The following is a 20,426-nucleotide window of genomic DNA, read 5'->3' on the forward strand; positions in this document are numbered from 1 at the left end:
TCTATTACTGATTATAGCGCGATTTGCTATTAAGCAACTACTTATCCATGCTGGACTCAGGGTTTTCCTCAATCGCTTGTGCTGAATTGTTATCTTCAGTAACGCCTACACTCTCAATGGTTAAACGAATTTCTGGTGACATTAATTTCGCAATAACTTGGTAAAGTGCAGAGGCATCTGCTTTGAGGATATCTTCATTATCTTTGAGATAACCTTCTTCACGCAGTGTAGAAACTAAAGTGGAGAAAACCGCTTTATCAAAGAACTCAGGTGCGTTAATACCATGCAATACAGAAAGTCGTTGCGCCAAAATGCGGCTTTCTCTTTCTAATAGTGCACGGCTAATTTCAGGAGCAAAATTGAGTAGAGAGAGCGTAATACCATAACGCTGTAGCGTTTCTCTAACACTTGCTGCTAAAAGCTGTAATGGGCGAATACGTGCTGGATTGATCCGTAATATGCCATCATCAGCACAGCAAATTAGACGCTGGCGACAAAGCTCACTAATCAGTGTATTAACCACATCAGGTAACTCCTCTTTTTCATAGCGAATAAACAACTCAGCTTTGATAAGAGGGAAAATTAATTCTACCTGTTTCATTAAGTCATCACGGTGAATACGCTCGTGATGCAAGACAATGCTCGCAATTAATGATGGTGTAACCATTAAGTGAATGGTGTTATTGCGATAATAAGTCATCAATACGGCACTTTCACGAGGCAATATAATAATATCACCAAGACTATCCTGCTCAACTTGGAATTTATCTGTTTGCAAGGCGTGTGCTAATAATGTCTCTGAGCTTTTATCGGGGACAACCATATCTGATGAGTAAGGCACATTACGCAGTAACTGTAGATAACAATCTATTTGCTCTAATAATTGTTCTTTAGTTAGTGCTCGCTGACGGGATGCTAGCAACGCCGTAGAGACAAGGTTAATCGCATTAATCGAAGCAGCATTATTAATATTGACCATAATATTATCCGCTAACGCACTAACTGCAGGATTTAACCAGCTTGGACGTTGTGGCTCAATGGGATCAATATCATCGCGCCAGTCAGGCACTGCCTGATTAAGGTATTGTGATAGCGAAATAGGTTCACCAAAATTGACATAGCCTTGACCAAGGTTACGTAGTTTACGCAATCCTCTGATCATCTGCATAAAACCTTCTTTCTCTTTTGTCGCACCACGCAACTCTTTGGCATAAGTGGCAACTTCCATGACATGCTCATAGCCAATATAAATGGGAACGATGGAAATAGGGCGTGTCTCACCACGTAACATGGCTTGCACGGTCATTGACAGCGTCCCTGTTTTAGGATCTAACAGTCGACCTGTACGGGAGCGTCCACCTTCAACAAAATATTCAATAGAGTAGCCTCGAGAGAATAACTCACCTAAATATTCCCGGAAGATGGTTGAATAAAGTTTATTTCCTTTAAAGGTTCGACGAATAAAGAAAGCCCCTAAATGACGGAAAATCGGTCCTGCTGGCCAGAAATTAAGGTTAATACCCGCAGCAATATGTGGGGGAACCAATCCTTGATGATAAAGTACATAGGAAAGCAATAAGTAGTCCATATGACTACGGTGACAAGGTACGTAGACAATTTCATGTCCATCTTGCGCAAGTTGGCGCACACGTTCTGCATTAAAAACGTTGATACCTTGATAGAGCTTATTCCATGTCCAGCTTAATACACGATCAGTCATTCGTACCGCTTCATAAGAGAAATTAGCGGCGATCTCTTCCATGATATCAGTGGCATTTTTACGTGCTTTATCAAGCGTAATTTTTTTCGCTTTTGCTTCATCTTCAATGGCTTTTTCAATGGCTTTGGATGCCAATAGTTTATTGAAGAGATCTTGGCGTGCAGGTAGTTTTGGGCCAACTGCTGCTAAACGCTGACGTGAAAAGTGAATACGCGCCACACGCGCAAGTTTTCGAGCAATGCTGGTATCGGTTCCATGTTCATTCGCCATTTGGCGCATGGATACGGTCGGCGAGAAACGGACAAAACTATCTCGACCTAGCCAGAGGATGGCAATAAATTTCTGGATCCCATTTAATAAGCGTAAATGGGGGACGCCATTATGACCTTCTCGACCCGGTGAGCGACCGAACATCACTGAAGCAGGTAACATTTCAATATCAAGATGCGGATTGTTACGATGAGCATCAAGATAAGCATGGAATGTTTTCACTGAATCTTTACGCGGATCGGGAGAGTAGTAACGGAATACTCTAGGGCCATCGTCAATAAAGACATAGGCTGGCAGTTTGGTTCCGTTAATTTCTATGGGTTGCAGAGGATCTGGCAAGCCAAGAGATAAACATTGCTGACGTAATGTCAGTAAGTCTGCTTTAGAGTGATAAGGCAGAACATAAAGGAAAGATCGCGACTTATCTAAGCCTAACTCAGTGATAGGATCAGTCGGAACTCGTTTACTTTTTACCAACAATTTCAGTGGTAAATTCAATGTGTTATAATATAGTTTACGCCAAGCTGACATAAATAGTTGTAGCCTCTTATTAGCAATACTTCGAAAGCATAACAGAAAGTCTTTCGTAGATCTGTGGTGCTGTGACAATATTAATAGAGAAAAGTGGCAAAATAATCGTTTGTTTTCGATAGAGTTTATTATGGCTAATCAAAATAAAGGTCTTACCCGAATCATTAAAGCTGGTGGCTATTCATATCAGGGCTTACGCGCCGCTTGGATCAATGAAGCCGCTTTTAGACAAGAAGCTATTGTGACCTTAATAGCAATTATCCTTGCATTTTTTATCGATGTCAGTGTTCTAGAGCGCATTTTATTGATTGCTTCAGTCGTCCTTGTCGTCATTTTAGAACTGGTCAATAGTGCTATAGAAGCTGTCGTCGATCGCATTGGTACAGAACGTCATGAATTATCAGGACGAGCAAAGGATATGGGATCAGCTGCCGTTCTCGTCGCTATTATATTGGGATTATTTACTTGGGGAACCATTCTTTGGCATCATTTTTTTGCATAAAGTAAAAAAAATCGACAATTGTCGAAAAATAATGCAAAGATGCGTGTTTTATATGCATTTGTAGTTCCCAATCGGCATATACCTGTATATACTCACAGTCTGACTGTATAAACAAACAGGGGGCGGAATGAAAGCATTAACTGCAAGGCAGCAGCAGGTTTACGATTTGGTTCGTGATCACATTTCGCAAACGGGTATGCCACCAACACGGGCGGAAATCGCTTCCCAACTTGGTTTTCGCTCACCTAATGCGGCAGAAGAGCATTTAAAAGCACTTGCTCGCAAAGGCGTGATAGAAATTGTCTCTGGTGCATCTAGAGGTATCCGTTTGCTACTTGAAGAAGAGCCTGAAGGCTTACCATTAATTGGACGAGTTGCAGCCGGTGAACCACTTTTAGCGCAAGAGCATATCGAAAGCCATTATCAAGTTGATCCTATGCTTTTTAAACCGAGCGCAGATTTTTTACTGCGTGTTAATGGTATGTCGATGAAAGATATCGGTATTATGGATGGCGATCTACTTGCTGTGCATAAAACACAAGATGTCCATAATGGCCAAGTGATTGTCGCACGTATTGAAGATGAAGTAACTGTAAAACGATTTAAGAAAGTCGGTAGTAAGATAGAACTGCACGCAGAAAATCCAGAGTTTTCACCTATTATCGTTGATTTACGTGAGCAGAGCTTTACTGTGGAAGGATTAGCAGTAGGGGTTATCCGTAACGGCGAATGGCTGTAATTTGTATCTAATTCATTCAATACAAATTATTGTACCAGATGCGCCGAAACCTCGTCCTCCAGTTCATCAGGGCGGGGAGAACGTCAAAAAGATGCAGATGATGTGTAAAATCATCTGCATTTTCTGTTTTTAATTTATACAAAAAAACATATGTTCCGCTGACTTTTATCTTTTATCTGCTTAACGAGGCTTATAGTCACCGGTTTTTTTCTGCTTAAGATTATCATCCATACTATGATCATGGTGACAACCTTCTGGATGTGTACAGGCTTGGGCTTCATGGCACTGAGCGCACAGCCCATGAATTTCAATCACACTATGGCGTAAATGAAAGCCATTATCTTTAGCGAGTGTGGTGATCGCCCCTTCAATTTTATGGCTACTTTTTTCTGTGACTGATAAGCAACGATCACAAATTAACATCACCGATGTATGCTCAGCATCATCAAAATGATGACAAAGCACATAGCTATTGGTGGATTCTATTTTGTGAATAAAACCTTGTTCAAGTAGAAATTCCAATCCACGATATACGGTAGGTGGTTTAGCTTGAGGCTCTACTTGGCGTAATAAATCTAATAAATCATAAGCGCTGATTGCGGTAGGTTGTTGCATGATCAGACGCAATACTGCCAGACGTTGTGAAGTCAGGCGAACACCTCGTTTCTGGCAGATCTTTTCTGCCTGAGCGAGCAATTTCTCTTCATTCATAGGATAGGATGCTCTCAGACGTGATTAATTACGATGATCTTACCATATTTTTTTTGAGCAAACCTTTGTGGAAAGTGGGATTTTGAGAAAATAACGCTATAAATTGTCATTATCAGTAAATCAAATCTAACCATAGTGGAAGGGGCTAATATTTATTCACAAGACTTACCTTAACGCCAATGATGAACGAGTAATAGCCAATGGGAAATAGACAAGGTGTGACAATATGATTGGCAAATGCGGGATAAGCATGAAACAAAGAAAAGCCCGTTAATGGGATAACAGGCTTTAGCGTTTGATGTTATATAACTTAGAAGATAAGGTAAGTTCTTAAGTAACCGTCAGAACGGAATATCGTCATCAAAGTCCATTGGTGGTTCATTACTTGGCGCTGGTGCCGCTGCTGGTTGTTGTGCTGGGCGAGATGGTGCGCCACCACTAAACTGTTGTGATGCTTGTGGTTGCTGAGGTTGACCCCAACCGCCTTGGCCTTGTGAAGGTGCATTATCTTGACCACCACGGCCACCTAACATCTGCATTGTGCCACCGATATTCACCACAACTTCAGTGCTGTAGCGATCTTGACCACTTTGATCTTGCCATTTACGTGTTTGTAATTGACCTTCAATATAAACTTGTGAACCTTTACGCAGATACTCGCCAGCAATTTCTGCTAGTTTGCCGAAAATGACCACACGGTGCCATTCGGTTTTCTCTTTCATTTCACCGGTTTGTTTGTCGCGCCAGCTTTCTGAAGTTGCTAGTGTCAGATTTGCCACTGCACCACCACTTGGCATATAACGGATTTCTGGATCCTGCCCTAAATTACCGATAAGAATAACTTTGTTAACGCCTCTGCTCGCCATGTGAGGTACTCCTGCGAAAGTAAATTTTTTGAAATCATAAGCGATGAAGTTTATCACGTAAGCTAAAATTTGAATATGATGAGTAATGAATTTCTCCATTGAGAACAGGATCGACATTTTATTGTCTTAATATGGCAAATTTTCATTATCATTCAGTTTCAATATATATACTGTATATCCATTCAGCTAGTTTTGTGTCATAATTATCCGATTCTTTCTTTTTCGGCGACTCACTTAATCCGGGATATATTCATGGATAAAATCGAAGTACGGGGCGCTCGCACCCATAACCTAAAAAATATCAATTTGGTCATTCCTCGCGATAAACTTATTGTTATTACGGGACTTTCTGGCTCAGGTAAATCCTCTTTAGCCTTTGATACGCTTTATGCGGAAGGCCAACGGCGTTACGTTGAATCGCTTTCAGCTTATGCTCGTCAGTTTCTTTCCTTAATGGAAAAGCCTGATGTTGATCATATTGAAGGGTTATCGCCCGCTATTTCGATTGAGCAGAAATCGACATCACATAACCCACGCTCAACGGTCGGTACCATTACCGAGATCCACGATTACCTACGTCTATTATTTGCACGTGTGGGTGAACCGCGCTGTCCTGATCACGATATCCCTTTAGCGGCTCAAACGGTAAGCCAAATGGTGGATAATGTTTTAGCGCAACCTGAAGGTAAACGCTTAATGTTATTGGCGCCAATCGTAAAAGAGCGCAAAGGTGAGCATGTAAAATTACTCAATAATCTTGCTGCACAAGGCTATATTCGTGCTCGTATCGATGGTGAAGTGTGTGATTTATCAGATCCCCCTACCTTGGAGTTACAGAAAAAGCACACCATTGAAGTGGTCATTGATCGCTTTAAAGTTCGTGACGATCTGGCTCAACGTTTAGCGGAATCTTTTGAAACCGCATTAGAGCTTTCTGGCGGTACTGCTGTTATCTCTGATATGGACGATAGCAGTGCTGAAGATATCGTTTTTTCTGCAAACTTTGCCTGTCCTATTTGTGGTTATAGCATGAGTGAACTAGAGCCACGGTTATTCTCTTTTAATAACCCCGCAGGTGCGTGTCCTACTTGTGATGGTTTAGGGGTTCAACAATTTTTCGATCCTGATTTGGTGATCCAGAATCGAGAAATTTCTCTGGCCGGTGGTGCGATTAAAGGGTGGGATCGGCGCAATTTTTACTATTTCCAAATGTTGCGCTCATTAGGCGAGCACTATCATTTTGATGTTGAAGCCCCCTTTGACTCATTACCCGACAAGATCCAGAAAGTGATTTTATCCGGTTCAGGTAAAGAAAATATTGAATTTAAATACACCAATGATCGAGGGGATGTTGTGGTTCGCCATCATCCTTTTGAAGGGGTATTAAATAATATGGAGCGCCGCTATCGTGAAACAGAATCGAGTGCGGTGCGTGAAGAGTTAGCTAAATATATTAGCAATCGTCCTTGCGCCTCTTGTGGTGGTACTCGCTTACGTCGCGAAGCTCGCCATGTGTATGTTGAAAATACCACGTTACCTGAAATTGCGGATTACAGTATTGGTCATGCGATGAGCTTTTTCCAAAATCTAAAACTCAGTGGTCAGCGAGCGAAAATTGCCGAAAAAGTATTAAAAGAGATTGGTGACAGATTAAAATTCTTGGTCAATGTGGGATTAAATTACCTCACTCTTTCTCGTTCAGCGGAGACATTATCAGGCGGCGAAGCGCAGCGTATTCGCCTAGCAAGCCAAATTGGTGCTGGATTAGTAGGGGTAATGTATGTACTTGATGAGCCTTCAATTGGTTTGCATCAACGCGATAACGATCGCCTACTGGAAACGTTGATCCACTTGCGTGATTTAGGTAACACGGTGATCGTCGTTGAGCATGATGAAGACGCTATCCGTGCCGCTGATCATATTATTGATATTGGGCCGGGTGCTGGCGTTCATGGTGGTGAGATAGTCGCTCAGGGTACACTGGAAGATATTGTTAATAATCCCAACTCATTAACCGGTAAATTCTTAAGTGGCGAACGCCGTATTGCTATCCCTGAAAAGCGTGTTCCTGTTGATCGCGAAAAAATGCTCACTATTTTAGGGGCGAAAGGTAATAACCTAAAAAACGTTAATTTAAAAATACCTGTTGGTTTATTTACTTGTATTACCGGTGTATCTGGCTCGGGTAAATCAACCTTAATTAATGATACGTTATTCCCCATTGCTCAACGTCAATTAAATGGCGCCACTAATAGCGTGCCAGCACCTTATTTAGACGTTGAGGGATTAGAGCACTTTGATAAAGTGATTGATATTAACCAAAGTCCTATCGGTCGTACGCCACGTTCCAACCCTGCGACTTATACCGGAGTATTTACCCCGATCCGTGAACTTTTTGCTGGTGTACCAGAATCACGAACTCGCGGTTATACGCCAGGGCGCTTTAGTTTTAACGTGAAGGGGGGGCGTTGCGAAGCTTGCCAAGGCGATGGTGTATTAAAAGTTGAAATGCACTTTTTACCTGATGTGTATGTGCCTTGTGATCAGTGTAAAGGGCAACGTTATAATCGTGAAACCCTTGAGATTAAATATAAAGGGAAAAATATTCACGAAGCGCTAGATATGACAATCGAAGAAGCAAGAGAGTTTTTTGATGCGGTGCCCGCATTAGCGCGTAAGCTACAAACATTGATTGATGTGGGACTCTCTTATATTCGTTTAGGACAGTCTGCCACTACGTTATCGGGTGGTGAAGCACAACGGGTTAAATTAGCCAAAGAGTTGTCAAAACGGGGTACAGGCCAAACCCTCTATATTTTGGATGAACCGACCACGGGTTTGCACTTTGCCGATATTGAGTTACTTCTTGATGTGCTCCATCAGTTGCGTGATCAGGGTAATACAATTGTGGTGATTGAGCATAACCTCGATGTGATCAAAACCGCTGACTGGATCGTTGATTTAGGGCCTGAAGGAGGCAGTGGTGGTGGTCAGATCTTGATATCCGGTACGCCAGAGCAAGTTGCTGACTTTGAAGGCTCCCACACGGCAAGGTTTTTGAAACCAATTTTAGAGCGCGGTTATTAATAGCACTCGGTTTACGCACTTCTTGTCTAAACGCTACAAATTTTGTTTGTAGCGTTTTTCTTTATAAAAAGGAATTTGATATTTTATTAGAGAAATTAATTCTATTAGATAAAACTATTCTTTTTTCGTCAGTCACGCTGATAGCCGCTTTTTATATAATTAACACTCTTTTTATAAAAAAAAGAATAAATAGTTAATTCTGCTGTTTTATTACATTATTTTAACTAAATACGAGATAACAAAGCTAAATAGAAAGGATTATCATAGTATATCGTGATGCATAGCACAGTTTATTCATGGATTTGTTTCATTTGTTATACTTGACTATTATTGTATAACAATAGTGATATTTTGTTATATTTCAAAGTATTATGTAAATAAAAAGGTTGCCGTAGGGGGAAGGTTATTATTTACTGTTCCCTTTGAACAGATAATCCTACTTTTCTCCTTGTGAGAGAATTATTTCCCAAAACGTTTTCAGCTATCACGATTTATAACAACTTTTTTCTCCGCAATATTTCCTATCATTTACCCATAATAAAAATACCTGCAAAAAGTAAGGCTATTAGGTCATCGCAAAGTTAGATAGTTCTTTTTACCCCCAAAATTCGTTTTGCTATTAACAATTACAATATAAAAAGTGAGTACTAATATGGAAACGGCTTCCTCAAAAACAGAGACAACAAGCTATCCCGCAACTAGTGCTGGCGCTCGCCGAGCAGGTATGACAGAAGAACAATGGCGTGCAGCAATTAAATTTGACGGCAATGATGTGGGCTGGGTTATCATGAGTATCGGTATGGCTATCGGTGCAGGGATTGTTTTTTTACCTGTACAGGTTGGCTTAATGGGATTGTGGGTTTTCTTACTTTCCTCCGTGATTGGTTACCCCGCAATGTACCTTTTCCAACGCCTATTTATTAATACGTTGGCTGAATCTCCTGAGTGTAAAGACTACCCAAGCGTTATCACCGGTTATCTCGGTAAAAACTGGGGTATTTTATTAGGTGCACTCTATTTTGTGATGTTAGTGATTTGGATGTTTGTCTATTCCACAGCTATCACGAATGACAGTGCTTCTTATCTACAAACTTTTGGTGTGACTGACAGTTTATTATCAGAAAATCCATTCTATGGTCTGATTTTAATCTGTGCGTTAGTGGCTATTTCTTCTCGTGGTGAACAATTACTGTTTAAGCTATCAAGCTTTATGGTAATGACAAAACTACTGGTTGTTGCGGCATTAGGTCTTTCAATGATTGGTATGTGGCATCTGTATAATGTTGGCGCATTACCACCTGCCGGACGTTTAATTAAAGAAGCCATTATCACACTACCTTTTACATTAACTTCTATTTTGTTTATCCAAACATTAAGCCCAATGGTTATCTCTTATCGTAGTCGTAACCAAAATCGTGAAGTAGCGCGTCATAAAGCATTACGTGCAATGAATATCGCTTTCGGTGTGTTGTTCTGTACGGTGTTTTTCTATGCGATCTCCTTCACATTAGCAATGGGACATGATGAAGCAGTAAAAGCTTATGAGCAAAATATCTCTGCATTAGCGATTGCAGCAAAATTCTTCCCTGGTGGTTGGGTAACCGTAGTGAGTGTGATGCTGAATATTTTCGCAGTAATGACCGCATTCTTTGGTGTCTATCTCGGTTTCCGTGAAGCAACACAAGGGATTGTGATGAATATTCTGCAACGCATGATGCCCGTTGAAAAAATCAATGAAAAATGGGTACAAAACGGCATTATGATCTTTGCTGTGCTGTTAGCTTGGGGCGCCATTATTCTCAATGCACCAGTACTGAGCTTTACCTCAATTTGTAGTCCTATCTTTGGTATGGTCGGTTGTCTTATCCCTGCATACCTAGTGTACAAAGTACCGATGTTACATAAATACAAAGGCGCATCACTTTATCTGATTATCTTTACGGGTCTGCTACTTTGTGTTTCTCCGTTCTTGGCATTCTCATAGTCGTCAACTGCGGTTCGAGTTAGCTGTTATTAACAACGATATTAATCCAAGGTGTTAGATTATGAGCCAGAACAATAATTCTCATTTATGGTCGCAGTTTATTCGTCAATTACGTGAAGGTGTTAAGCCAGCAGTAGGTTGCACTGAGCCGATTTCATTGGCATTAGCTGCGGCAAAAGCAACCGCATTATTAGCTGAGCCTGTTGTTGGTATTGAAGCGTGGGTTTCGCCTAATTTAATGAAAAACGGAATGGGCGTAACAGTACCAGGAACGGGAATGGCGGGATTGCCCATCGCGGCTGCATTAGGGGCGACAGGGGGCAATCCGGATGCTGGCCTTGAAGTATTACTTACAGCATCACCACAAGCTATCGCTCAGGCTAAGACATTGGTTGCTGAAGGAAAAGTGACGGTTGGCGTGAAAACGCCATGTAGTGATGTACTCTACTCCGAAGCAAAAGTATATGGTCAGTCAGGTTATGCCATTGTCAGTATTGCTAAAGAGCATACCCATGTTGTGCGCTGTGAGTGTAATGGCAAAGTTGTTTTTGAGGATGATAAAACGAGTTTGACTCATGCCGGGGATAGCGTAGAAGAAAAGCCTTTTGCGACGGTTTGTGCTGAAGATATTTATCGCTTTGCACTCAATGTACCTATAGATCAAGTCGCCTTTATGCTTGATGCGGCTTATCTAAATGGTGCTTTATCAGAAGAAGGACTAAAAAATAGTTATGGATTGGCGATAGGGCGGACGCTGGTTTCACAGCAAGAGAATGGCTTATTAGGTAAGGATTTACTGAGTGAAATCATGATAAGAACGTCTGCCGCTTCAGATGCACGTATGGGGGGCGCTGTATTACCTGCTATGAGTAACTCAGGCTCCGGTAATCAAGGCATTGCTGCAACATTGCCGGTAATGGTAGTTGCTGAATTTATTCAAGCAGATGACGAAACTTTATTACGGGCATTAGTTTTATCGCACTTAATGGCGATTTATGTTCATAGCCATTTCCCACCTCTGTCTGCATTGTGTGCGGCAACCACTGCATCAATGGGGGCGGCTGCGGGTATGGCATGGCTACTGACTAAAGACTTCACCACTGTAAGTATGTCAATCAACAGTATGATTGGTGATATTAGTGGCATTATCTGTGATGGCGCGTCGAATAGCTGTGCAATGAAAGTATCAAGTAGTGCGGCGAGTGCGTATAAAGCCGTTTTAATGGCGATGCAAAATCAAAGTGTAGCGGGCACTGACGGGATTGTCAGTGATGATGTTGATAGTTCAATTGCGAATCTCTGCGCATTAGCCAGTCGTGCAATGCAACATACAGATATTCAAATTATTGAGATCATGGAAGAAAAAGCACGCCGTAATGCCGGGGAAAAGCAGCAAGCTGTCAATGCATAAAAGGCAAAGACCTAAAAAGACAGTGAAAAATGTTGTAATGCAGTAAAGAAAATACCTGCTTATGAAAATAGGCAGGTATTTTTTTAAGCTAATATCAGCAACGAATGGTTGGTTATATTAATTAACTGACGGCTGCAAAGGCTTGTGCAATGCGCTGCACATTATTGTTATTGACACCCGCCATACAAACACGACCTGTACCAATCAGGTAAATACCAAACTCTTCACGTAATCTATCTACTTGCTCTGGTGAAAAGCCGGTATAACTGAACATACCGCGTTGTGTTAATAAATGATCAAAGTTTTTCTCAGGTAATGCTTCTTTTAAGGCATTAACTAAAGTTACACGCATCTCTTTGATGCGGTCACGCATATGAGCCACTTCTTTTTGCCATTGTGCGGTTAATACATGATCTGATAAAACTTGATTAACCAGTTGTGCGCCATAGTTAGCAGGACTTGAATAGATACGACGTGCGCCCGCTTTTAATTGCCCTAATACATGCTCACACTCTTTCGCGTTATCACATACAATCGATAAGCCACCCGCCCGTTCCCCATAAATCCCGAAGATTTTAGAGAATGAGTTACTGACTAATACAGGTAACCCCGCTTTTGCCATAGCGCGAACCGCATAAGCATCATCATCTAAACTTTCAGCAAATCCCTGATAAGCAATATCAAGGAAAGGGATTGCTTGACGCGCTTTGAGGATCTCAATGACCTGATCCCATTGTGCTTTGGTGAGATCAGAGCCTGTTGGATTATGGCAACATGGGTGCATCAGTACGATGCTTTTTTCAGGAAGTTTTTTAAAGCAATCGATTAATGCATCGAATTTGACCCCTTTGGTTTCGGGATCAAAATAAGGGTAATAATTTACTTTAAAGCCGGAGCCCGCAAAAATAGACGCATGATTGTCCCAAGTGGGATCACTGATCCAAACTTCAGAGCTTGGAAAATAGCGATGTAGAAAATCTGCGCCGACTTTTAGCGCTCCGGAGCCACCTAATGTTTGTATGGTAGCAATCTTTTTGTCTGCAATAAGCGGGTTATCAGCACCAAAAAGGAGAGTCTGTACTTCGTGGCGATAAGGGGCGAGTCCTTCCATTGGCAAATACAGTGTTGCGGTAGGTGTCATCGCATTAAGCTGCTGACGCGCCACAGACACGGTGCCTAGAATGGGGGTTTTGCCTTCTTCATCATAATAAAGACCAATACTTAGGTTAATTTTATCTTGACGTGGATCTTTATTATAGACATCCATTAATGAGAGAATCGGGTCTCCCGCAAACGCTTCAACCTGTTGAAACACGGCTTTTATTCTCCAATCACTTTTTGTGTGCCAGATAGATACAATATCTTGTGTGCTATTGTTCGTCTAGGTATTCCATAATGACGCGCGAAGTTAATTTGGTAATTAATTCGTACGCGCTAATACCACTATATTTGGCTATTTCTTCTACGGGTAGCACATCTCCCCATAAAATAGCTTCATCACCGACACGATCAATTAGCTCAGATCCCAAATCGACGCTGATCATATCCATGGATACGCGTCCAACAATCGGCACTTTTCGACCGTTGATCCAAACAGGGGTGCCAGAAGGTGCACTACGTGGGTAACCATCACCATAACCGATAGCAATAACACCCAGATAAGTATCTTTTTCACTTACCCATGTGCCACCATAACCAACGGGTTCACCTGCTTTATGTTTACGAACCGCAATAAGGCTCGTTTTTAGTGTCATTGCCGGGGTTAAACCAAAGTCTTTACCTGTTCTGTTATCACCCGTTGGTGAGATACCGTATGTGATGATCCCAGGGCGAACCCATTGATAATGGACTTGTGGCCAAAATAAAATTCCCGCAGAAGCAGCGATAGATTTATCACCCGCTTTATCTTGGATAAAGGCTTGAAATAGCTGAATTTGATTTTGTGTGACTTCAGGAATATCAGGCTCATCCGCGCGACTAAAATGACTGACCAAATTGACGGGTTGTTGGACATTTTTACAAGCACAAAGTCGTTGATAAAAAGCCTCAGCTTCTTCAGGACGGACGCCTAAACGATGCATTCCAGTATCGAGCTTCATCCAGACTTTTACGGGTTCTTCTAAATCGGCATTTTCTAACGCTTCGAGTTGCTCTTCACTATGAACAACAGTCTCAATATGGTTAACCACCAAAATGGGTAAATCAACAGCATCAAAGAAGCCTTCAAGTAGTAGGATGGGTTTCACAATCCCCCCACTACGTAATGTTAAGGCTTCACCGATACGTGCTACGCCAAAACAATCAGCATCATCCATTAAAGTATATGCTGTTTCTAATAACCCATGACCATAAGCGTTTGCTTTCACGACAGCTATCAGGTGGCTATGTGGTGCATAGTCTCTCACATGCTGAAAATTGTGACGCAGAGCGCGGCGATCTATTACTGCGGTTGCCGCTTTCATGTTATTTCTCTATTTCCTTTTATTCCGTCAAGGTGGATGGTTATTCGTCGTCGTAAGCAGGGCCTGCGTAGTTATCAAAGCGAGACCATTGACCATTAAAGGTTAGTCTTACCGTACCGATAGGGCCATTACGCTGTTTACCAATGATAATTTCTGCCACCCCTTTTAGGTCGCTATTTTCGTGATAAACTTCGTCACGATAGATAAACATAATCAAGTCGGCATCTTGCTCAATAGAGCCCGATTCACGTAAGTCAGAGTTAACTGGGCGCTTATCAGCACGTTGTTCCAAACTACGGTTTAACTGTGACAGAGCGACAACAGGAACCTGTAATTCTTTAGCTAATGCTTTCAAAGAGCGTGAAATTTCAGCAATTTCTAAAGTTCGGTTCTCAGATAATGAAGGTACTCTCATTAACTGCAAGTAGTCAATCATGATTAGGCTTAAACCGCCATGTTCACGATAAATTCTTCGGGCACGAGAGCGCACCTCGGTGGGGGTTAAACCAGAGGAATCATCAATATACATATTACGTTTTTCAAGCAAAATACCCATGGTACTTGAAATACGCGCCCAATCTTCATCGTCAAGTTGCCCAGTACGAATACGGGTTTGATCCACGCGAGACAATGAAGCGAGCATACGCATCATGATTTGGTTACCTGGCATCTCTAAGCTAAAGATAAGTACAGGTTTTTCTTCCGTCATTGCCGCATTTTCGCATAAGTTCATCGCGAAGGTGGTTTTACCCATAGAAGGACGTGCTGCGACAATAATTAAATCTGATTTTTGCAGTCCGGCAGTTTTTTTATCCAGATCTTGATAGCCACTGGATACCCCCGTCACACCATCATGAGGTTTTTGGTAGAGTTGCTCTATTTTTTCAACGGTTTCTTCTAAAATGGCATCAATTGCTTTTGGCCCTTCATCTTTATTGGCGCGGGTTTCGGCAATTTGAAAGACGCGAGATTCAGCAAAATCGAGCAGATCTTCGCTGGTGCGTCCTTGGGGATCAAATCCAGCATCAGCAATTTCATTGGCGACTTTGATCATATCGCGAACGACAGCACGTTCACGAACAATGTCGGCATAAGCGTTAATATTGGCTGCACTTGGCGTATTTTTGGATAGTTCTGCTAAATAAGCAAAGCCTCCAACGCTTTCTAATTCTGCGTTTTGTTCTAGTGCTTCTGATAAGGTTATCAGATCAATAGGTTTACCCAGCTCAAGTAAACGCTGCATTTGCGCAAAAATAGTGCGATGAGGTCGGCTATAAAAATCATCGGCAGTGACACGCTCGGAGACATTATCCCAACGCTCGTTATCTATCATTAGACCGCCTAACACCGATTGTTCGGCTTCTAGCGAATGGGGGGGAAGTTTCAACCCTTCCATTTGGCGATCTTTTATCTCAGACATTAGCTTGTCAGTGGTCTTGTTTCTGGCCATAAATCCTGCACAAAGTCGAAAAAATATCAATCAGCGCATTAGTATACGCTAACCCAATAATCTGTGCCTTGTAGAAATAACGATCATTTGTCATTATCTCTACAGGTCGTTACAACGCTGGTTTATATAATCCTAGGTCAATCATCAATCTTATAAAGGAGATTACGATGGCTAAACGCATTCAGTTTGCAGCTCATGGTAATGCCGATGTACTCGAGCTAACTTCATTTACCCCCGCCCCTCTAGGCGATAACGAAGTACAGGTTGCCAATAAAGCCATTGGCATTAATTATATTGATACTTATGTGCGTAGCGGATTATATCCAGTAGAGCATTTCCCAAGTGGCTTAGGAACTGAAGCTGCCGGTGTTGTGATTAAAACAGGCGCTCATGTTACTTCACTTAAAGAAGGGGATAGAGTTGTATATGCACAATCTCCATTAGGCGCCTACAGCGATACGCATAATGTACCAGAAAATAAAGTAGCTCGCCTGCCTGATAATATCTCTTTTGAACAAGCCGCCGCCTCTTTTTTGAAAGGATTAACGGTTTATTATCTATTCAATGAAACATACAAATTACGTGCAGGGGAAACCTTTTTATTCCATGCAGCGGCGGGTGGTGTCGGGCTAATTGCCAGCCAATGGGCGAAAGCGATTGGCGCTAAAATGATTGGTACTGCAGGCAGTGATGAGAAAGTGGCTAAAGCTAAGGCCGCAGGTGCATGGAAAGTGATTAACTATCAAACTGAATCTATTGTTGAACGTGTCCTTGCGCTCACCAATAACCAAAAAGTACCCGTTGTGTATGATTCTGTTGGCAAAGCAACTTGGTTGGATTCGTTGCACTGTTTGCAACGCCGAGGCTTAATGGTCAGTTTTGGTAACGCTTCTGGTGCGGTAACAGGGGTTGATTTAGGTATTCTTAATAAATTGGGTTCACTTTATGTTACTCGTCCTTCTATTTCCGGCTACATTACGACGCGCGAAGAGTTAGATGCAGCAAGTGAAGCACTATTTACGTTAATTGGTCGTGGTAAAATTGATGTCAGTGTGCCAGATAATCAGAAATTTGCATTAGCTGATGCTAAAGCCGCACACCGTTATCTTGAAAGTCGTCAATCTCAAGGTTCAAGTCTATTGATCCCATAGTTTTTAAAGGTTACAAGTATAAAAAATCCATCTTTATTAACTGATTAACTAAATAGTTGATTAAGCAATTTGAGTAAGATGGATTTTTATCACGGGTTAAAAAGGACTATTTTTCGGTCACAAACTTAAGCGCATTCTCTAGCACGGTTAAATCAGCACCTTGTTTGTGGGCATTTTCACTTAAATGACGACGCCATTGTCTTGCCCCGGGAATACCTTGGAAAATTCCCAACATATGGCGGGTGATATGACCTAAATAAGTGCCTTGTGAAAGCTCTTTTTCAATATAAGGATACATAGCTTTTACGGCAGCGACGGCATTAGTAACAGGTAACTGATTATCAAAAAGCACGTGATCCACATGAGCCAATATTGATGGATTTTGATAAGCCTCGCGACCTACCATAACACCATCCATATATTTTAAGTGCTCCTGTGCCTCTTCTAGTGACTTAATGCCACCATTAATTGCCATAGTGAGATGCGAGAAATCACGTTTTAATTGATAAACACGAGGATAATCTAAAGGAGGCACTTCGCGGTTTTCTTTGGGGCTTAATCCCGATAACCAAGCTTTGCGAGCATGAATAATAAAGGTATCGCAGTTATTATCACGGCTGACGGTATCAATAAAATCACATAGAAATTGATAGCTATCTTGGTTGTCGATGCCAATACGTGTTTTTACCGTCACAGGAATATCGACCACATCACGCATAGCTTTCACGCAATCTGCAACGAGTTGTGCTTCACCCATTAAACAAGCACCAAAGCGTCCATTTTGTACCCGATCAGAAGGGCAACCTACATTTAAATTAATTTCATCATAGCCACGCTCTTGTGCTAATTTTGCACATTGCGCTAACGCTTGTGGATCACTGCCGCCAAGCTGTAATGAGATCGGGTGCTCTTCGTTGCTATATTTTAAATAATCACCTTTGCCATGAATAATGGCACCTGTTGTGACCATTTCAGTATACAGCAAAGTATTTTTGGTAAGCTGGCGAAAGAAATAACGGCAATGGCGATCAGTCCAATCGAGCATAGGTGCAACAGAGAAGCGATTAAGTGGGTAATTCCCTTGAGTGCCCTGTGTTTGCTTGTTTTCTAGTGTTTTATCGGTTGGTGTATTTTCGTGCATTATAACCCATTTTAGTGTGTTTTCTCTTTATCAGGACACCAATGAGGACACCAGATTTTGGTGTTTTACTGAGAGTAAGAGAGGATTTATATCGAGATGGCTTACTATAGCATAACAAAATGTGATAGAGCAGGTGGTGTGATCTTTCCCTAAAACGAGGCCGATATAATTAGATTTTATGTACGAAGCTTAATTATTGATGAACTAATCTAGGTTTAATTATTAGATCGAAAAGGGCTCCTATAAGGAGCCCTTCGAAAATATCTCGCTAACGGGGTCTAAGACCAACCAGCTTCACACTGTACCGCGCTTTCAATCTAGTGACGTTTCCGTCGATGATTAGATTCTAGTCAATTCCCGATTGATGTCAAGTAGCTTGTTCTTCATCGGATGTATAGATATACTTTTTTATCATCAGAGTGGAATATCAATATGCCTGTAAAATCAATAATTAAGACGCTATCTAACTCTCGACTCTCTACTTACAAACAACCACACTTATGCGATTATACGCTGTAAAAAGTCACATCAGATATTTTACACCAACCAATCAATGCAAAAGAGACGAAAAGCTTGGCCTTTAACGGTTGGTATTGATGTTACTTTCATTCCAAAACCAGCCTCAGCTCAAGGCAACCATCCCAATGCGACTCAAGTAAAACAATGAAAAAGATTTATATTGTGCACTCACTGGTCTGGATCTTTGATCCCATTCAAATGGAAGTGCATGCTGTCTAAGAAAAACTAAATTATTTAATGAGTATAAATACACAGTATATTATCTTAATAATTAAATTTATCTCAATGCTATTAAAAATGAAAATAGCCAATGCTCAAAAATCTACGTTATAAAACAAAAGTAAAAATAAAAAATAGAAAAGGAGCATTGGTTATGAATATTGAAAGGAAAATACTAGTCAAACTAAAAAATATACATTCACTTGATCAAAATAAAAAACTATTACGCTCTGGTTACCATAATCAATATAATACATTTTTATCTAATATTTCTTTTGTTCCAGTATTATCATCATCACAATTACCACCTAAAAATCATCTTTCTCTTACATCAAATCATTTAAATGATTACTATTATTTAAATTTACCTAATGATAACACATATACATTAGATGAAATTATTAAAATATTAAAACAACATCCTGATATAGAATATGTGCAAAAAATTCCAAAATTACCTGTACAGCCACCTAATATTACGCCGGATTTAACTCGCCATCAGCATTATTTAAAAACCCCAAAAATAAAATCAAATGAAATAAACGGGTTAGGTATTATAGACGCTTGGAATAAAAATGCTTATGGGCAAGGTATACAGGTGGCCGATATTGAGTGGGATTTTGATTTATCACATCCCGATTTGTTAGCTAATAATATCACGCCACTTTTTCCTTTAACTGAAAAAACCGATCAAGCCGACCATGGTACGGCAGTGGCGGGGTTAATTATGGGGAAAAAAGACGGTAAAGGTATTACTGGGCTTGCTTATAAATTAGATATGTTTTATGCCATATCAGAATTAAGCAGTGGTCGTATTGAAGCAATTATTGCCAGTAAACAGAAATTACACGCGGGTGATATTGTTTTATATGAGATGCAGACAGTTTGTGAACATCATGCTTATGTTCCTGCTGATTATGAAATGCATATCTGGGAGGCCACTCGTACATTAACAGAAGCGGGGATTATTGTGATCATGGCTGCCGGCAATGGGGGGGTTGATCTCGATTTACCTTTTTATGATAGCTATCGTCAACGTAGCGATAACCACTCTATACGTGTCGGTGCGGGCTCGCCTTATACGCTAAATCGTTTACCTTTCTCAACGCATGGCTCCCCCATTCATGTGCAAGCATGGGGAGAAGATGTGACTACTGCCGGATATGGTGATCTTTTTCATGGTGATGGGAATAACAAATATACGGCTAATTTTAGTGGAACATCATCAGCCTGTGCATTAGTCGCGGGGGCGGCTGCAGTTATTCAATCTTGGTATAAAGATAAAACCAACACGGTATTAACGCCAATAGAGATGCGAGAGCTACTGATTAAAACAGGAACCTATCCATCATTAAATGAAAAGATTGGCCCTTTGCCTAATGTGAATAATGCCATCTTACATTTAAAAAATTTAATCCAATATAATTAATAGAAAGGATACCTTCTATGGCTTAAGACTATGGAAGGTATTTTTAGTATTTATCTTGCTGAAAATAATCTTTTTTAAGTCTGTTTTAGACTTGAAAATACCGCGATAGAATGATTTGTGATAAAAAATTTATTTAATCATAAATTAAAATAATTTATTAGTATTTATGCTTATTATTAATTATTTGATTATATTATATTTTTTGTTTTTTATAACAAAGTCTAGAGTTATGAT

General features: G+C 40.8%; 14 protein-coding genes. 7 read left to right on the forward strand and 7 right to left on the reverse strand.

The annotated features are described in order from the left end of the window. Nucleotides 1–37: 37 nt before the first annotated feature. Nucleotides 38–2,521 carry a glycerol-3-phosphate 1-O-acyltransferase PlsB gene (gene plsB / locus AACV00_RS00225; RefSeq protein ID WP_020946339.1) on the reverse strand — a complete coding sequence of 828 codons (2,484 nt, stop codon included), beginning with the start codon at nt 2,519–2,521 and terminating at the stop codon, nt 38–40. A gap of 130 nt (nt 2,522–2,651) precedes the next feature. Here plsB and AACV00_RS00230 point away from each other — a divergent pair, with 130 nt between their 5' ends. Next, on the forward strand, nt 2,652–3,023 hold the full coding sequence (locus tag AACV00_RS00230) for a diacylglycerol kinase (RefSeq protein ID WP_049202973.1): 372 nt from the start codon (nt 2,652–2,654) through the stop codon (nt 3,021–3,023). Between the two features lie 127 nt (nt 3,024–3,150). Further along, on the forward strand, nt 3,151–3,762 hold the full coding sequence (gene lexA / locus AACV00_RS00235; protein ID WP_004245906.1) for a transcriptional repressor LexA: 612 nt from the start codon (nt 3,151–3,153) through the stop codon (nt 3,760–3,762). Nucleotides 3,763–3,942: 180 nt separating this feature from the next. On the opposite strand, the gene zur is transcribed toward lexA, so the two are convergent. Both zur and ssb1 read right to left on the reverse strand, forming a co-directional pair. After that, the gene (gene zur / locus AACV00_RS00240; protein ID WP_004245904.1) at nt 3,943–4,473 is read right to left on the reverse strand and encodes a zinc uptake transcriptional repressor Zur; all 531 of its coding nucleotides are present in this window, start codon (nt 4,471–4,473) and stop codon (nt 3,943–3,945) included. Nucleotides 4,474–4,814: 341 nt separating this feature from the next. Further along, nucleotides 4,815–5,339 carry a single-stranded DNA-binding protein SSB1 gene (gene ssb1 / locus AACV00_RS00245; RefSeq protein WP_004249162.1) on the reverse strand — a complete coding sequence of 175 codons (525 nt, stop codon included), beginning with the start codon at nt 5,337–5,339 and terminating at the stop codon, nt 4,815–4,817. A gap of 252 nt (nt 5,340–5,591) precedes the next feature. Between ssb1 and uvrA the strand changes: the two genes are divergently transcribed. The 3 genes from uvrA to AACV00_RS00260 all read left to right on the forward strand — a co-directional run bounded on the left by uvrA (nt 5,592) and on the right by AACV00_RS00260 (nt 11,821). After that, entirely contained in the window at nt 5,592–8,426 is a 2,835-nt protein-coding gene (gene uvrA / locus AACV00_RS00250) for an excinuclease ABC subunit UvrA (protein WP_004249165.1), read from the forward strand. A 652-nt stretch (nt 8,427–9,078) separates the two neighbouring features. Further along, complete coding sequence (locus tag AACV00_RS00255; protein WP_004249166.1) at nt 9,079–10,410, forward strand: amino acid permease; 1,332 nt, start codon at nt 9,079–9,081, stop codon at nt 10,408–10,410. A 61-nt stretch (nt 10,411–10,471) separates the two neighbouring features. After that, complete coding sequence (locus AACV00_RS00260; RefSeq protein WP_004245900.1) at nt 10,472–11,821, forward strand: L-cysteine desulfidase family protein; 1,350 nt, start codon at nt 10,472–10,474, stop codon at nt 11,819–11,821. A 121-nt stretch (nt 11,822–11,942) separates the two neighbouring features. Here AACV00_RS00260 and AACV00_RS00265 read toward each other — a convergent pair whose 3' ends face one another. The 3 genes from AACV00_RS00265 to dnaB are packed head-to-tail and all read right to left on the reverse strand — an operon-like array spanning nt 11,943 to nt 15,733. Next, nucleotides 11,943–13,136 (reverse strand): amino acid aminotransferase, encoded by a 1,194-nt coding sequence (locus tag AACV00_RS00265; RefSeq protein ID WP_012368490.1) that lies wholly within the window; start codon nt 13,134–13,136, stop codon nt 11,943–11,945. Between the two features lie 55 nt (nt 13,137–13,191). Then, nucleotides 13,192–14,283 carry an alanine racemase gene (gene alr / locus AACV00_RS00270; RefSeq protein ID WP_004245898.1) on the reverse strand — a complete coding sequence of 364 codons (1,092 nt, stop codon included), beginning with the start codon at nt 14,281–14,283 and terminating at the stop codon, nt 13,192–13,194. Nucleotides 14,284–14,323: 40 nt separating this feature from the next. Next, nucleotides 14,324–15,733, reverse strand: coding sequence for a replicative DNA helicase (dnaB, locus tag AACV00_RS00275; protein WP_004245896.1), 1,410 nt, complete (start codon nt 15,731–15,733; stop codon nt 14,324–14,326). A gap of 167 nt (nt 15,734–15,900) precedes the next feature. On the opposite strand from dnaB, the gene AACV00_RS00280 reads away from it, so the two are divergent. Continuing rightward, on the forward strand, nt 15,901–16,884 hold the full coding sequence (locus tag AACV00_RS00280; RefSeq protein WP_004245895.1) for an NADPH:quinone reductase: 984 nt from the start codon (nt 15,901–15,903) through the stop codon (nt 16,882–16,884). Nucleotides 16,885–16,990: 106 nt separating this feature from the next. Here the strand turns inward: AACV00_RS00280 and dusA are convergent, their stop codons facing one another. Continuing rightward, complete coding sequence (dusA, locus tag AACV00_RS00285) at nt 16,991–18,025, reverse strand: tRNA dihydrouridine(20/20a) synthase DusA (protein WP_004245894.1); 1,035 nt, start codon at nt 18,023–18,025, stop codon at nt 16,991–16,993. 892 nt (nt 18,026–18,917) lie between these two features. On the opposite strand from dusA, the gene AACV00_RS00290 reads away from it, so the two are divergent. Continuing rightward, entirely contained in the window at nt 18,918–20,192 is a 1,275-nt protein-coding gene (locus tag AACV00_RS00290) for a S8 family peptidase (protein WP_223878647.1), read from the forward strand. The last annotated feature ends 234 nt before the right edge of the window (nt 20,193–20,426 follow it).

This window comes from Proteus sp. G3927, assembly GCF_963894685.1.
In the GTDB taxonomy this organism is placed as follows: Bacteria; Pseudomonadota; Gammaproteobacteria; order Enterobacterales; family Enterobacteriaceae; genus Proteus; species Proteus mirabilis.